Here is a 14,405-nt window from a genome sequence, read left to right as displayed (position 1 = left end):
TACGGCTTAGCAAGAGAATTGATGTTAGAAAATCTTACGCAAAATTGAAATTTCGATAAGCTACCCAAATCCGCCAGCTACCGAAATTCATAGCTCTGATTAATTTAGGTTGCATCGATGTATCCGATTAAATAGGTATCGCAACCAACGTGTATTACTCAACATGAAGAAAGCTCCACATGTTTCGAGCGGATTTTACTCACTTCATCAGTCTTGCTAGTCCGGGGATGAAGTTATCGATTAGCCTAAGTAGCCGTTGGTTGCTACTAATAATCCTATCGTTATGGTGATCACTCTCGATGATGGTTCTCAAGCCTGTCTGGCCCTGCCGGGATATTTGAGATCGTTACTAAACCATTGGATCGTTGGGTATGCAGGCTTGTATCAATAAACTGTTGGGAGACAATCATGGAAGCGAGTGATTTGCGGATTGAATCGATCAATGCGGAAACCGAGCTGAAACGCCAGATGCAGCTTTATGCCATGCTGAGTCATATCAACCGGATTATTATTCGTACAAAGGATCCGCAAGAGCTTTACCGTGCCGCTTGCCGTATCGCCGTCGAACAAGGCGGTTTTGCGCTGGCGTGGGTTGGATTACTCAATCCAGAAATGGATGACGTTATTCCGGTTGCCTCGGCCGGTGCAATCACGATATCGCAACTGAAGAAGCTGAATAAATGCAACACCGTAGCCTTTAGCGGCGACAAGGAAGCCAGCGAGGATCTGTGTAGGACTACATGGGGCAATATGTCCGAGCAGTTGGGCTTACATGCGGGAAGTTCCTTCCCTATCCGGCTAGAAGGTAAAATCATCGGCGCTTTCAATGTTGCGGCTACCGAGGCCGGGATTTTTCGTGAAGCGGAAGTCAATTTGCTGGTGGAAGTGGTGGATGATATTTCGTTTGCTCTCGATGTGATCAGGCTTGAGGAAAGACGCATCGCCGCCGAAAGTAAAATGCGTTATCTGGTTTACTATGATTCCCAAACCGGCATGCCCAGCCGAGCATTATTCGAGGAGCGGCTAATCGAGGCGTGTAAGAATGGAGCCGCTCAGCAGGTGGTCGTGGTTGTTGTTAATCTGCGTCGCTTTCATGGCATCGTGCAATTGTTGGGGCCCGATGCCGGCCAAGACATCATTCGAGCCATGGGAAGCAGGCTGGAAACGGTAGTGACCGGCGTTACTGTAGCGCGTATCACCGAATCCAAATTCGCGCTCATGCTGCTAGATCCCGAAGGACTCGATCTAGTCGAAGAGATGGCATGGCGGATTCATAAGGGATTGGCTGAGTCCATAGCGGTCAATCATCAGGAATTCTTCCTCGACCCATTCATTGGCATCGCGCGTTATCCCTTGGATGGCGAACCGGCCGAGGTATTGAAGCATGCCATACAGGCGGCATCTACCCAGGACACAACCAGCACCTGCCGTTTCTTTTTTGCCGACATGGATGAAGGGTCGCGTCGGCAGTTAAATCTCGATACCGCCCTGCGCCGGGCATTGGAACGCAATGAGTTCATCCTGCATTTTCAACCGCAGTTGGAACTGTCCACCGGTAAAATTATCGGTGCGGAGGCTTTGTTGCGCTGGCAGAGTCGTGATTACGGTTTAGTATCGCCCCAGGATTTTATTCCATTATTGGAAGAGAATGGACTGATCAGCGAAGTCGGTGAATGGGTGTTACAGGAGGCCTGCCGTTGCACTCGAGATTGGCAGAACGAAGGATTGCCGCCGATCAGGATGGCGGTCAATCTTTCGGCCAGGCAGTTTCTCAGCGGCGATATTCGGGCCATGGTTGGACGTATTCTGGATGAGTCGGGTCTTGAACCGAGATGGTTGGAGTTGGAGCTGACCGAGAGTATCGTGCTGCTGAATGCCGATAATGTAATCCGCACCATGCACGACTTGAATGCGGATGGTGTCAGTTTCGCGTTGGATGATTTCGGTACCGGCTATTCTTCATTGAGTTATTTGCAGCGGCTGCCAGCCGCTCGTATCAAGATCGATCGATCGTTCGTTACCAATATTACCTCCAATCCCAGCGACGCGGCCATCGTCCGTGCCGTTGTCGGGATGGCCCACAGTCTGGGCTTGACCGTCATCGCCGAAGGTGTCGAAACCGAAGGTCAGCTAGGATTTTTGCGCGGGGTGGGCTGCGAGGAAATTCAGGGCTATTTCTTCAGCCGTCCGTTGCTTGCGGATGACTTTGCCTTACTATTGCGCGAGGGGCGCAGCATACCGCCTGGACAGATCGATAAACCCGAACGGGTGTTGCTGTTGGTGGATGATGAGCCGAATATTATTTCCGCACTGACTCGCTCGTTGCGCCGTAAAGGTTTCAGTATCCTCAGTACCACCAGTGCCAGAGAAGGATTTGATTTGATGGCCACTTATCAGCCGGGAGTTGTGCTTTGTGACCAGCGCATGCCGGAAATGACCGGTACCGAATTCCTGCGCCGGGTCAAGCAAATTTATCCAGACACGATGCGCATGGTGCTTTCGGGTTATGCCGAACTGAATTCGGTGATCGATGCGGTGAACCAGGGCGCGGTTTACAAGTTTCTGACCAAGCCCTGGGAAGACGAGGCGCTGTGCCAGCATATCAAGGATGCTTTCGATATTTACGAGTTGCAACGGGAGAATCGTGAACTATCGCGCTTGTTGCAAGCCAATCAAGCGCAGCTGGAAAGTTCACATTGTGGCGCTAATTAACTCGCGCTATGACCGCGGTTTGAAATATTCAAGGGTAGGATAGGAAGCCGTTCCCATATCTATGGGAACGGTCGCGTTTATTCCGCTTAGCGAGAGGCGCGTTTTCTGTCGTTTTCAGTCAATAAAATTTTACGTAATCGAATCGACTTCGGTGTGACTTCGACTAGTTCATCGTCGCTGATAAATTCCAAAGCTTGCTCCAAAGTCATTTTTTGTATTTTGGCGCAGGTCAAACTGTCATCGGTACCTGCTGCGCGAATGTTGGTTAATGGCTTGGGTTTGGTTGGATTAACCACCAAATCATTGCTACGCGAATGGATACCAACTAATTGACCTTCGTAGATTTCATCACCATTCACCACTAATAGCTCACCGCGAGCCTGTAGTGGATATAAAGAATAATCTACCGCTTTGCCCTTGGACATAGAGATCAAAACGCCACGAATTCGATTACCCACGGCACCTTCTTTCACCGGGCCGTAATGGTCGAATACGTGATAGAACAAACCCGATCCGGACGTTGCGGTCAGGAATTCCGTTTGGAAGCCCAGCAAGCCACGCGAAGGCACCACATATTCCAAACGGATACGGCCTTTACCATCCGGCACCATGTCTTTTAGATCACCCTTGCGGTCGCCCAGTTTTTCCATGATCGCGCCTTGGTGTTGCTCTTCCACTTCAATCGTGACATTTTCATAGGGTTCCGATTTAACCCCATCGATTTCCTTGATAATCACTTGTGGACGTGAAACGCCCATCTCGAAACCTTCGCGTCGCATGTTTTCGATCAAGACCGATAAATGCAATTCGCCACGACCCGATACTTTAAATTTATCCGGATCATCGGTGGTTTCAACCCGCAAGGCTACGTTGTGCTGTAACTCTTTTTGTAAGCGGTCATAAATTTGGCGGGTGGTAATGAATTTACCCTCTCTACCGGCAAACGGTGAGTTATTGACCTGGAAGGTCATGCTGACGGTCGGCTCATCGACCGATAGTGGCGGCAAGGCAACTACATTATTAGGGTCGCACAAGGTTTCCGAGATTTTTAGATTCTCAATACCGCAGAAGGCAATAATGTCGCCCGCTTGCGCGGTTTCCACTTCAACCCGTTCCAAACCATGGAAACCGTAGAGTTTCAACATCCGGCCGCTACGGGTTTTACCTTCGTTATCGACGATGGTTAGCGGCATATTGCGGGTGACTTTGCCATGTTGAATACGGCCGATACCGATGACGCCGACATAAGAGTTGTAATCCAGGCTGATGACCTGCATTTGGAACGGTGCATCGACTTCAACCGGAGGTGGGGCTACTTTGTCGACAATGGTTTGAAACAGCGGTGTCATATCGCCGCCCGACACATCGGCTTCCAATCCGGCAAAACCATTCAACGCCGAGGCATAGACAATAGGGAAATCCAATTGCTCATCGGTTGCGCCCAAGTTATCGAACAAATCAAAGGTTTGATCAACCACCCAATCCGGGCGGGCGCCGGGGCGATCCACTTTATTGATTACGACAATGGGTTTTAAACCCAAGGCAAAGGCTTTTTTGGTCACGAAGCGGGTTTGCGGCATTGGGCCATCAACGGCATCCACTAACAATAAAACCGAATCCACCATCGATAACACCCGCTCGACTTCGCCGCCGAAATCGGCGTGGCCTGGGGTGTCGACGATGTTGATGTGATAGCCGTTCCAGTCGATCGCGGTGTTTTTCGCCAAGATGGTAATGCCGCGCTCTTTTTCCAGCGCGTTGGAGTCCATGACCCGTTCGTCGACTTTGGTGTGGGCGTCGAAGGTACCGGATTGCTGTAAAAGTTGGTCGACTAACGTGGTTTTGCCGTGGTCGACGTGGGCGATGATCGCGATGTTTCTAAGTTTTTCTATCACAGGATTTACTTGGGATTTTGGGTAAGGAAAAAGTGGAATGGGCAGCGTTAGCCCAACCAATAATTAAAATTTCGTGGGATTAACTTTGTTGCCAAGGCAAGCCATGAAAACGCCAGCCACCGACTGTACCTCGATGTTTGTTTTCATCCAGCGGGCCTTCAAAACCATCCAGAATATTGATCAGGTGTTGGTAGCCGCAGGCTTCCAGTGCCTTGGCGGCATCCACCGAACGTACTCCGCTGCGGCACAATAATAAGACCGGGGCCGATTTATCGGGGACGTGTTGCTGTACTTGTTCGACAAAGGCGTTATTCAACTGCATGCCGGGGAATTCTTTCCAGGCGATATGGATGGCTTTAGGCGGATGGCCGACAAAGCTGTGTTCGATGCTGGTTCTAACGTCGATCAGTACGGCTGCCGGATTGTCCCGCAGCACAGCCCAGGCTTGTTTGGGGTCGAGATTTTCTATCATTTTGATACCGGGTCGATATTATGTCCGATGAAGCAGGCTTCGTTTCTATTGCCGTGTCGCAAGTCGCCGATTCCGGCATTTTCTTGATAATAGACAAGGGTTAATGGGGAGAACAAGTCCAATAGTTCGTTGCGTTCCAGCAAATAGTCCGGGTTGCTGGGGCCATGTTGATCAAGCTTGTCACGGGTAAATGTTTGATAAAACAACAGGCCTTCGGATTTTAAAGCCGACATTATCGCATTACACAGAGAACGGTCAAGAAAACGACTGATGACAATCACGTCATAATGATCTTGATCAAGGCTATCGGGGGTGATAAAGCCTTGACGAGTCGTGACCGATAGTTGGCGCTGGCCGGCTTGATCTTGCAAGCAGGCCAGCGCCACCGGTGAAATATCCAAGGCATCGACATGCAAGCCGTGTTCCGCCAAAAATAAGGCGTTGCCTCCGGAACCGCAGGCCAAATCCAATGCTGCGCCATGATTGGGTAATAGATGGCGGTTGTTCGATAGCACGTCGGCGACGTTAAATTCCGGTTGATGGCCGCTATAAATCGCATCCCATTTTGCCTGCAACTCAATCAAGGCGGATCCATGCCGATGCGGTGCGGCAACCAGGCTTGGATGAAGTCCAGAAACGAGCGAACCTTGGCCGACAGGTATTTACGATGCGGATAGACCGCATATATGGCCAGCGGGCTGATGGCATATTGTTCCATGATCACCTGTAAACGGCCCAGTTCGATGTCGCGCCCTACAATGTAGCGAGGCAACATGATTAGGCCAAGCCCGTTGACGGCGGCGTTGCGAACCGGGTCGGCCATATTGGCTTGCATGCGGCCGGTGATAGTGACTGTGCGGTCGCCGAGTATACCTTTGAATCGCCATTTATTTCGAGGCGGAATCGCCCAGTTGATTAGACAACTATGATCCGCCAAATCCTCCGGATCTTGCGGCGTACCGTGGGCCTTCAGATAATCCGGCGATGCGCAAACTACCAGCGACGAGCTGGCCAATTTTCGAGCCACCAAACTGGTATCGGTCAGTTGGCCCAGATAAATGGCGATATCGACGCCTTCGTCGATCAAATCGACTTGTCCACCCTTTAGTATCATATCAACTGAAAGATCAGGATAACTCTTTAGATATTCGGTTAGCCCAGGGGCGATATGGGTCGCACCTATCACAGGCGGTGCGCAGATTTTTAGTACTCCGCGCGGTTCGGTTTGCAGCTTGGTGACGGCCGATTCCATTTCCGCTACATCCAACAGGACTTGTTGGCAACGTTCCAGGTACTCCTCGCCGGCCTCGGTCAGACTTAAGCTGCGTGTCGTGCGGTTAAACAGGCGAGTGTTCAACTCGCTCTCGAGTTGCATGATGTGTTTGGTTGCCATGGCTCTGGAAATGTCCAGATCCTTGGCGGCACCGGCAAAGCTGCCGGCCTTGGCGACGCGAACAAACACGTTCATGCTGGTTAATTTGTCCATAAGCGGCTCACGCGAGAATAAGGTTAAGTAAAAAAATGTTTGACATTCTAATTGTTTCTTTATTGTATACAATTTATTTTATAAACACCTAATTGTAAACATTTTTTTATACTGTATAGTATGCAGCAACTGAAGAGCAAAGCAAAGCTGCTTTGTCAAGATAAGCTTTAATTTAATAGGAAATTAAAACTAAATGAACGACTTAAGCAAAGATGTCCTGATTGGCTCCCTGTTTATAGCAGGTATTTGGAGCTTTATCTCGGGTTTGTTTGTGATTTCAACCGTGATTTTTGCCACTACCTCCTTGTTCAGCAATATGGCGGGCAAGGCGCATATCAACGGCTGAAGCTAAAGAATTTGTAACTACCTCCTGGTGTTGTAATAACAAGCGGAATCTCCTCATAGCACTCTGCTTGGTTTTTTACCTCCCTCTGCGCAAGCATTGGGAGGTTTTTTTTGTCTGTCGTTTTAGCTGGCTGCTCAACGTGTTATGATTTTTTGAGTATTCAATCAAGAGTAAGCGTTAATGAATGATGTTTTACAACAGTTGGCCGAAGTTCTGGAACAACGCAAACAACAATCAGCCGATCAATCCTATGTTGCCAGCCTGTATGCCAAGGGCCTGGATCATATTCTGAAAAAAATCGGCGAAGAGGCTACGGAAACCGTAATAGCAGCCAAAGACGGCGACAAGGATAAAATTATTTATGAAACCGCCGATTTGTGGTTTCACTGTATGGTAATGCTGGCCGATCAGGGTCTGGGTCCGGAATTGGTCATCAACGAATTACAACGCCGTTTCGGCCTGTCCGGCCTACGGGAAAAGGCGCAACGCGGTTCGTCCTAATCATTTATATAATAAGGAGTGAAAGATGGGCGTTAGCATGACTCAATTGTTAATCGTACTGGTTATTGTGATTTTGGTGTTCGGGACTAAGCGGCTGAAAAATGTCGGAAGCGACCTGGGCGATGCCATTAAAAGTTTTCGTAGCGCGATGAAAGAAGGTGGCGCGGAAAAAAATCTGGCCGAAAAGGAAGGCGAGACCCTGGAAGGTGAAGTAACTCATAAAGAAAAAGATCAGGCCTAATTCTAACCATGTTTGATGTCGGTTTCTCTGAATTAATCATGGTGGGGTTGATTGCCTTGTTGGTGATCGGCCCGGAACGTTTACCAAAAGCGGCGCGGATTGCAGGTTTTTGGCTGGGCAAAACTCGCACGACCATCGCCAATGTCAAGGCGGAAATCAAACAGGAATTGCATGCCGAGGAAATGCGGCAGCTGTTACAACAGCAACATTCCATCGCCGATGAGTTGCGGCAAATAGCCGGCGACACCCAGGCTACGGTGGATGAGATCAAAACCAGTATTCAAAACGGCAACGAAAACAGCCAAAACGATGACAAACCAGTTTGATCCGCTAGGCGAACAACCCTTCATCAGCCATTTGATTGAACTGCGCGATCGGTTGTTACGGGTGATTTTATGCGTGTTGCTGGTGTTTATCGGCACGGCGGTTTATGCCAACGAGATTTATCAATATCTGGCCGAACCCTTGCTGCAACATATGCCGAAAAACAGCACCATGATCGCGATAGACGTGGCTTCGCCGTTTTTCACGCCTATCAAATTGGCGTTCGTGGTGGCTGCGTTCATCTCGGTGCCTTATATTTTGTATCAGTTCTGGGGCTTCGTGGCCCCGGGCCTGTACCGCCATGAAAAACTGATGGTGCTGCCGTTGTTAATCGCCAGCACGGTATTGTTTTACGCGGGTGCCGCGTTTGCCTATTACGTGGTGTTTCCGCTGGTGTTCGGTTATTTGACTTCTGCCGCGCCGACCGGTGTGGCGGTAATGACCGATATAGCGACGTATCTGGATTTTATTCTGGCGATGTTTTTTGCGTTCGGAATATCGTTCGAAATACCGATTTTCACCATAGTGCTGGTCTGGGCGGGAATTACCACCCCGGAGAGTCTGGCGGATAAACGTCCCTATGTGATTGTCGGTGTGTTTGTGGTTGCGATGTTCCTGACGCCGCCGGATGCTTTGTCGCAAACCTTGCTGGCGGTGCCGATGTGTCTGTTATTCGAGTCCGGCTTGTTATTTTCCAGGCTTTTTGTCGGCAAAAGACGGGATGGTTAAGCCATGGAAAATGTGGCCGAGCGGTTTCAACATATACGCAGCCAGATCAGGCATGCGATCGGCATTGCCGGCAGGCCGCGCGATAGCGTGCAATTACTGGCCGTCAGCAAAACCAAGCCGGCAACCGATATTGCCGCGCTGTATCGGCTCGGGCAGCGGCATTTCGCCGAAAATTATCTGCAGGAAGCCTTGGCCAAGCAACAGCACTTGGCCGCATTCAATATTACCTGGCATTTCATCGGACCGATTCAATCCAATAAAACCAAGCCGATAGCCGGCCATTTCGACTGGGTGCATAGCGTCGATCGTTTGAAAATCGCCCAACGCCTTGGTGAACAGCGCCCGGCCCATTTGCCGCCGCTGAATATTTGCCTGCAGGTCAATATCAGCGGTGAAGCCAGTAAATCAGGCGTTAGTCTCGACGAATTGCCGGAGCTGGTCCAAGCCGTGCGCGCATTACCGGGTTTACGTTTACGCGGCGTGATGGCAATTCCGGAACCGGAAACCAGCTATCCCAAGCAGCGCCAACCGTATCGCCAGTTATATCAGGCCGTGGGGCAACTCAACGACCCAACGTTGGACAGTTTTTCCTTCGGAATGAGTGGCGACTTGAAGGCGGCTATCATGGAAGGCGCGACCATGGTCAGGATAGGCACGGCGCTGTTCGGCGAACGGCTATAAACCTCGTTCCATCCGTTACCGGGCCCTTGGTAGCTATTAGGGGCTTTTTAATGGATAATAATGACTATTTTTTATCCACATCTTCTTTGCTCCGATAATGAAACATAAGCTCGAATACCTGTTGCAACACGCTGTCGAAGCCCTGAAAACGCAAGGTGTTCTTGAACGCGAGCTGGCGGTGCAAGTAGTTTTGGAGCGCGCTCGCGATACCCAGCATGGGGATTTCGCCACCAATCTGGCCATGTTGCTAGCCAAACCGGCCAAGACCAATCCAAGGCAACTGGCGGAAAAAATCGTCGCCGAAATTCCCGCACACAGCTTGGTCAGCAAGGTCGAGATCGCCGGCCCCGGCTTCATCAATTTTTTTATCAATCCCGATAGCCAGTTTCAGATCGTCAAACAGATTCACGATGCCGGCCCCAAATTTGGTTTGAGCAATATCGGCAATGGCAAACGGATACAGGTCGAATTTGTTTCGGCCAACCCCACCGGACCGTTACACGTCGGTCATGGCCGCGGCGCGGCCTATGGTTCCGCGGTGGCGGACCTGTTGGAGGCGGCCGGTTTCAAGGTCGAGCGCGAATATTACGTCAACGATGCTGGCCGGCAGATGGATATTCTGGCTACCAGCGTCTGGCTACGCTATCTGGAAGAGTGCGGCGAAGTGCTGCCATTCCCTTGCAACGGTTATCGCGGCGAATATGTGCGCGAAATCGCCGTCAATCTGCACCAAAAAGCTGGTAATGATTACCGCAGGCCGGCTGATCTGGTGTTGGAGGACATTCCCGCCGACGAAAACCAGGGTGGCGACAAGGAAAAACATATCGACGCCTTGATCGAGCGGGCGAAAACCCTGCTGGGGCCGGCGCAATATAGCGATATTTTTCAGGCAGGCCTGGATGACATACTGGCCGACATCAAGGACGATCTGGCCGAATTCGGCGTCAGCTACCAACAATGGTTTTCCGAACGCCTGTTGATGGACGACGGTTCCATTCAGCAAGCCTTGCAACGGCTGGATGACGCCGGCTATCTATATAAACAGGAAGGCGCTACCTGGTTTGCCTCCAGCCGTTTGGGTGACGAAAAAGATCGGGTCGTGATTCGCGACAACGGCCAAAGTACCTACTTTGCTTCCGACATTGCCTATCACATGAACAAGTTGGATCGCGGTTTCGATCGGATCGTCAATATCTGGGGTGCCGATCATCATGGTTATATCCCGCGAGTAAAAGCGGCGATGCAAGCCTTGGGTGCCGACGAATCCAAGTTGAAAGTGCTGTTGGTTCAATTCGCGGTGTTATATCGCGGCGACGAAAAAGTGCAGATGTCTACCCGTTCCGGCGAGTTTGTCACTCTGCGCCAATTGCGCAACGAAGTCGGTAAGGATGCCTGCCGTTTCTTCTACGTGATGCGTAAATCCGAGCAGCACATGGATTTCGACCTGAAGCTGGCGACGTCCAAAAGCAACGAGAACCCGGTTTATTATGTGCAATACGCTTATGCCAGGGTTTGTAGTGTGTTACGGCAGTTGGACGAAAAAGGCCGCGAGCGCAATCTACTCCTGGGCATGGAGCATTTGAATCTGTTGACCGAGGAACAGGAAACGGCGTTGTTGACCACGCTGTCGAAATATCCGGAAGTGTTGGAACGCGCGGCGCAGCAGTACGAGCCGCACCAGTTGATTCAGTACCTGCGTGAATTAGCCAATCAATTCCACAGTTATTACAACGCCCATCAATTTTTGGTGGAAGATGACAAGGTCTGCAATGCCCGTCTCAACCTGATTTGCGCGGTGAAACAGGTATTGGCCAATGCCCTGACCTTGCTGAAAATCAATACTCCCGAATCGATGTAATGGCCAGAGACTACAAACACCGCGTCCAGAACCCCAGTTACGGCGGCAATCGTAGAAGAGGCAAGAAAGCGCCGACTCTATGGTGGCGCTGGTTGCTGGTTGCCGTGCTGGTTGTGGCGTTTGTAGTGTTCTTGAACATGGTGCGGAATATGGTTTCCGAACTGATTGCCGGCAAGCCGGAATCGGAAACGGCCCAGCCAGCGCAAAAAATTACCCAGGAAGTTCAGGTACAGGCCAAACCTGAGGTCGCCACCGCCGAGCCGGAAAAGAAAGCTGAGCCCGAGCCGGAGCCGGTGCAACCGGAAGAACCTCGCTATGATTTCTACACGATCCTGCCGCAAGCGGAAACCGTGGTACCGGATTATGAAATCAAGAGTCGGGTGCGTGAAGAGTTGGTGGGCAAAACCAAGGCCACTAAGTATGTGATGCAGGCCGGTTCTTTCCGCGAAGCTGATGAAGCCGAGCGCCATAAGGCCAAACTGGCCTTGCTCGGCATAGAATCTTGGGTGGAAAAAGCCAAAGTCGGCAATGTGATATGGCACCGGATCAAAATCGGCCCTTACGACAATCCCTCCAGCGTTTCGACTATCAAGGAATTGCTGCAAAAGAATGGTATCGGTGTGATTGTGACCGAACAGGGTAAATAGGGCGGATCCATTCCGATTTGGTTGCGCCGAGTAATATAGAAAGATAGGCTCAACCGGATTATTGTTATCAGGTAATTTGCCGTACATCCTTGCCGGGTTTGATCCATTTGGACAGTACCTGGTACAGGGTATCCGGCAGAATGGGTTTACTGATGTAATCCACCATGCCGGCATCCAGACACTTGGCCCTGTCATCGTTCATGGCGTTGGCGGTCATCGCAATCACGGGTAAGTCTCGGCAGGTTTCTATTTGTTTTAGCTGGCGAGTCGCCATGCAGCCGTCCATTATCGGCATCTGCACATCCATTAATACACAGTCGTAATCGGTTTGCCGCAATTTAGCGAGGGCAATCGCACCGTTTTCGGCTATATCAACCTCCAGATGAAGTTTTTCCAATAATTCCACCGCCACCATCCGATTAATATCGTTGTCTTCGACCAATAGCACGCGCGCACCGCGAAGCGTTGCATAGCGGGGGTTGTCAACCGGGTTAGAATGCTTTTGTTCCATGCGGCGGATACTGGCCGGGTCACAGACTCCTAATGTCACCGTAAACGTGAAGCTAGTGCCGACATTTTCCTGGCTTGTGAAACTAATCGTGCCGCCCATTTGCTCGATGAGCTGTTTCGAAATCACCAGACCCAAACCGGTACCGCCATAGTTACGGGTCACGCTACTGTCGCCTTGTCCGAACGCTTGAAACAACTGCTTTTGTTGTTCCGCGCCGATGCCGATTCCGGTATCGCTGACACAAAATTGCAAACAGACTTTATCGGCATTACGGCAGAGTTCGGTTAGGCTGATGCCGACCTCGCCACGCGGGGTAAATTTGATCGCGTTGCCGATCAGATTGATCAGCACTTGTCGTAAACGATTTGGGTCGCCAACCACGGCGTGATAATGCTCTGTCGCGGGATGGATTAATTTAAGGCCTTTACGAGCGGATAACTGGGTCATGGTGGAATAAACCTGATCCAGCATTTCCTCCAGCAAAAACGGAATCTGTTCCAGCTGCATTTTGCCGGCTTCCATTTTGGAAAAATCCAGAATATCGTTAATGATGGTCATCAACGAACGGGAGGCGGTTTCCACTCGTTGCAAATAGATGCGCTGCTTGGCGGTTAGGGGACTGTTAAGACACAGTTCCACCAAGCCGACAATCGCGTTCATCGGTGTGCGGATCTCATGACTCATATTCGCTAGGAATTGGCCCTTGGCCCGATTAGCGGTCTCGGCATCCTGTTTGGCCAATTCCAATTCACGGGTGCGGGTAAATACCTTATTTTCCAGATAAGCTTCGTTGAGCTGAATTTGGGTCAGCATGCTGTTGAATGCGTCCGATAAATCACTGATTTCATCGTTGCCTTCATAGTTGGAGCGTTTGTTGTAATCATGATCCCGCTCGATTTGGCGGGCAGTATCGGCCAATTTCAAAATAGGCCGCAGCAACGAGCGTTGCAGGCGCAGTACGAACAATGCCGCCAAGCCTAATGCCAGCGTCACTATCCCGGCATTGATAGCGGTGTTGCGCAGCAGAGCATGATAAGGTCGGCCCAAATCCGCCGTTAGCGTGATATGGCCGACAATCGTTTGATTGTCATAATAAATAGGTCGGCGGATTTGGCGAGTTTTAGGCAGAAAGTCGGGCCACCAGTCTTGCCAAGGAGGACCGGATTTAGAATAAGCAATAAACACTTCGCCGGAACTGGTTTGTATTACGGCGGCAATGATATCCGGATCGTGTTCCAACGCGGCAAGCACTTCCCGCGCGGTTTTTTTATCTTCGAAGATCAACGCGACGCTGCTGTTATGTCCGATCATGTCGGCGGTCAGCGCAAGCCTGTTGGCGAGATTTCCCTGCAGGGTTTCGTACTCGCGAATCAAAAGGGTTAGGGTCGCCACCAGCAGCGTCATGGCGGCCATCAGACGCAAAACTCTCGCCAGCTTTTGGGTGATGGATATCCGGGGGATTGGGCTCGTATTCATTCCAGTATTTCCGCCATGCGCAGTAGTTTTGAACTCAGTTTTAATCCGGCATCCTTGACCGAGGATAAATTCACGACCAACTTTAGCTTGTTGTCGCGCAAGGAAAATTGAATCATTCCGCCATTTACGGCAAAATTTTCGGCATCGCTGACTAAAAGGATGTGGCGAATTTTGGCCTGCTCCCGTATTGGTTTGGTAAGCGCCGTCAGCTCGCTAAGAAACAGGATTCGACAATCATTGTTGGGCCGGTATTCGCCAACAATGACATGCACCGCATTGTTATTGACTTTCATGCCTTCCAGGATTGGCAAATAGGTGCGCAAGGCACTGGAGCCCTCCAAACAAATCGTCACCGGTTTCAATTCGGGCCATTCCGTCAATTCGGCAAAATGCAGCAGGTAAGCGGTTTTCAGCTGATACTCGCGGTTGTTGACGCTAATGTCTTCGTTCGCTTGACTGTTGCTGTATAAGCAAACGCCAATGCTCAGTAGCAACCAGGTAAGAAGGATTTTCGCCACGGTCTTTA

General features: G+C 50.6%; 15 protein-coding genes. 9 read left to right on the top strand and 6 right to left on the bottom strand.

The features are described from left to right. Positions 1 to 408: 408 nt before the first annotated feature. Complete coding sequence (locus IVG45_RS16300; protein ID WP_230874617.1) at positions 409 to 2,712, top strand: EAL domain-containing protein; 2,304 nt, start codon at positions 409 to 411, stop codon at positions 2,710 to 2,712. Positions 2,713 to 2,798: 86 nt separating this feature from the next. Here IVG45_RS16300 and typA read toward each other — a convergent pair whose 3' ends face one another. The 4 genes from typA to IVG45_RS16280 form a co-directional block, all read right to left on the bottom strand. Continuing rightward, positions 2,799 to 4,607, bottom strand: a complete 1,809-nt coding sequence (typA, locus tag IVG45_RS16295) for a translational GTPase TypA (protein ID WP_196434853.1) — start codon at positions 4,605 to 4,607, stop codon at positions 2,799 to 2,801. Between the two features lie 79 nt (positions 4,608 to 4,686). Then, entirely contained in the window at positions 4,687 to 5,079 is a 393-nt protein-coding gene (locus IVG45_RS16290; RefSeq protein WP_196434852.1) for a rhodanese-like domain-containing protein, read from the bottom strand. After that, positions 5,076 to 5,663, bottom strand: coding sequence for a class I SAM-dependent methyltransferase (locus tag IVG45_RS16285; RefSeq protein ID WP_196434851.1), 588 nt, complete (start codon positions 5,661 to 5,663; stop codon positions 5,076 to 5,078). Before IVG45_RS16285 ends, IVG45_RS16290 begins: the two co-directional genes overlap by 4 nt. After that, a complete protein-coding gene (locus tag IVG45_RS16280) occupies positions 5,660 to 6,565 on the bottom strand; it encodes a LysR family transcriptional regulator (protein WP_196434850.1) in 906 nt (301 codons plus the stop codon). The genes IVG45_RS16285 and IVG45_RS16280 overlap by 4 nt, the downstream gene beginning before the upstream one ends. A 193-nt stretch (positions 6,566 to 6,758) precedes the next feature. Here IVG45_RS16280 and IVG45_RS16275 point away from each other — a divergent pair, with 193 nt between their 5' ends. From IVG45_RS16275 to IVG45_RS16240, 8 genes are all read left to right on the top strand, one after another. Continuing rightward, positions 6,759 to 6,911, top strand: a complete 153-nt coding sequence (locus IVG45_RS16275; protein ID WP_196434849.1) for a hypothetical protein — start codon at positions 6,759 to 6,761, stop codon at positions 6,909 to 6,911. 180 nt (positions 6,912 to 7,091) lie between these two features. After that, on the top strand, positions 7,092 to 7,412 hold the full coding sequence (locus IVG45_RS16270; RefSeq protein ID WP_196434848.1) for a phosphoribosyl-ATP diphosphatase: 321 nt from the start codon (positions 7,092 to 7,094) through the stop codon (positions 7,410 to 7,412). 25 nt (positions 7,413 to 7,437) lie between these two features. Then, entirely contained in the window at positions 7,438 to 7,653 is a 216-nt protein-coding gene (gene tatA, locus IVG45_RS16265) for a twin-arginine translocase TatA/TatE family subunit (protein WP_196434847.1), read from the top strand. An 8-nt stretch (positions 7,654 to 7,661) separates the two neighbouring features. Next, positions 7,662 to 7,979, top strand: coding sequence for a Sec-independent protein translocase protein TatB (gene tatB, locus IVG45_RS16260; protein WP_196434846.1), 318 nt, complete (start codon positions 7,662 to 7,664; stop codon positions 7,977 to 7,979). Continuing rightward, positions 7,963 to 8,706, top strand: a complete 744-nt coding sequence (tatC, locus tag IVG45_RS16255; RefSeq protein ID WP_196434845.1) for a twin-arginine translocase subunit TatC — start codon at positions 7,963 to 7,965, stop codon at positions 8,704 to 8,706. Before tatB ends, tatC begins: the two co-directional genes overlap by 17 nt. A gap of 3 nt (positions 8,707 to 8,709) precedes the next feature. Then, entirely contained in the window at positions 8,710 to 9,387 is a 678-nt protein-coding gene (locus IVG45_RS16250; RefSeq protein WP_196434844.1) for a YggS family pyridoxal phosphate-dependent enzyme, read from the top strand. 97 nt (positions 9,388 to 9,484) lie between these two features. Next, the gene (gene argS / locus IVG45_RS16245; RefSeq protein ID WP_196434843.1) at positions 9,485 to 11,245 is read left to right on the top strand and encodes an arginine--tRNA ligase; all 1,761 of its coding nucleotides are present in this window, start codon (positions 9,485 to 9,487) and stop codon (positions 11,243 to 11,245) included. Beyond that, the gene (locus tag IVG45_RS16240) at positions 11,245 to 11,892 is read left to right on the top strand and encodes an SPOR domain-containing protein (RefSeq protein ID WP_196434842.1); all 648 of its coding nucleotides are present in this window, start codon (positions 11,245 to 11,247) and stop codon (positions 11,890 to 11,892) included. Before argS ends, IVG45_RS16240 begins: the two co-directional genes overlap by 1 nt. A 67-nt stretch (positions 11,893 to 11,959) precedes the next feature. Here IVG45_RS16240 and IVG45_RS16235 read toward each other — a convergent pair whose 3' ends face one another. Beyond that, on the bottom strand, positions 11,960 to 13,879 hold the full coding sequence (locus IVG45_RS16235; RefSeq protein WP_196434841.1) for a response regulator: 1,920 nt from the start codon (positions 13,877 to 13,879) through the stop codon (positions 11,960 to 11,962). Beyond that, positions 13,876 to 14,397: a YfiR family protein gene (locus tag IVG45_RS16230; protein ID WP_230874616.1), complete on the bottom strand. Its 522-nt coding sequence runs from the start codon at positions 14,395 to 14,397 to the stop codon at positions 13,876 to 13,878. Before IVG45_RS16230 ends, IVG45_RS16235 begins: the two co-directional genes overlap by 4 nt. Positions 14,398 to 14,405 lie beyond the last annotated feature (8 nt).

Origin of the sequence: Methylomonas sp. LL1 (assembly GCF_015711015.1) — a bacterium.
Classification (GTDB): domain Bacteria; phylum Pseudomonadota; class Gammaproteobacteria; order Methylococcales; family Methylomonadaceae; genus Methylomonas.
This window is presented reverse-complemented; position numbering and strand designations above follow the sequence as displayed.

Bases quoted from the DNA above. Each gene is read 5' to 3' on its own strand.
- IVG45_RS16300 (WP_230874617.1), top strand. From the start codon at position 409: ATGGAAGCGAGTGATTTGCGGATTGAATCGATCAATGCGGAAACCGAG.
- IVG45_RS16290 (WP_196434852.1), bottom strand. From the start codon at position 5,079: ATGATAGAAAATCTCGACCCCAAACAAGCCTGGGCTGTGCTGCGGGAC.
- IVG45_RS16280 (WP_196434850.1), bottom strand. From the start codon at position 6,565: ATGGACAAATTAACCAGCATGAACGTGTTTGTTCGCGTCGCCAAGGCC.
- IVG45_RS16275 (WP_196434849.1), top strand. From the start codon at position 6,759: ATGAACGACTTAAGCAAAGATGTCCTGATTGGCTCCCTGTTTATAGCA.
- IVG45_RS16270 (WP_196434848.1), top strand. From the start codon at position 7,092: ATGAATGATGTTTTACAACAGTTGGCCGAAGTTCTGGAACAACGCAAA.
- tatA (WP_196434847.1), top strand. From the start codon at position 7,438: ATGGGCGTTAGCATGACTCAATTGTTAATCGTACTGGTTATTGTGATT.
- tatB (WP_196434846.1), top strand. From the start codon at position 7,662: ATGTTTGATGTCGGTTTCTCTGAATTAATCATGGTGGGGTTGATTGCC.
- tatC (WP_196434845.1), top strand. From the start codon at position 7,963: ATGACAAACCAGTTTGATCCGCTAGGCGAACAACCCTTCATCAGCCAT.
- IVG45_RS16250 (WP_196434844.1), top strand. From the start codon at position 8,710: ATGGAAAATGTGGCCGAGCGGTTTCAACATATACGCAGCCAGATCAGG.
- argS (WP_196434843.1), top strand. From the start codon at position 9,485: ATGAAACATAAGCTCGAATACCTGTTGCAACACGCTGTCGAAGCCCTG.
- IVG45_RS16240 (WP_196434842.1), top strand. From the start codon at position 11,245: ATGGCCAGAGACTACAAACACCGCGTCCAGAACCCCAGTTACGGCGGC.
- IVG45_RS16235 (WP_196434841.1), bottom strand. From the start codon at position 13,879: ATGAATACGAGCCCAATCCCCCGGATATCCATCACCCAAAAGCTGGCG.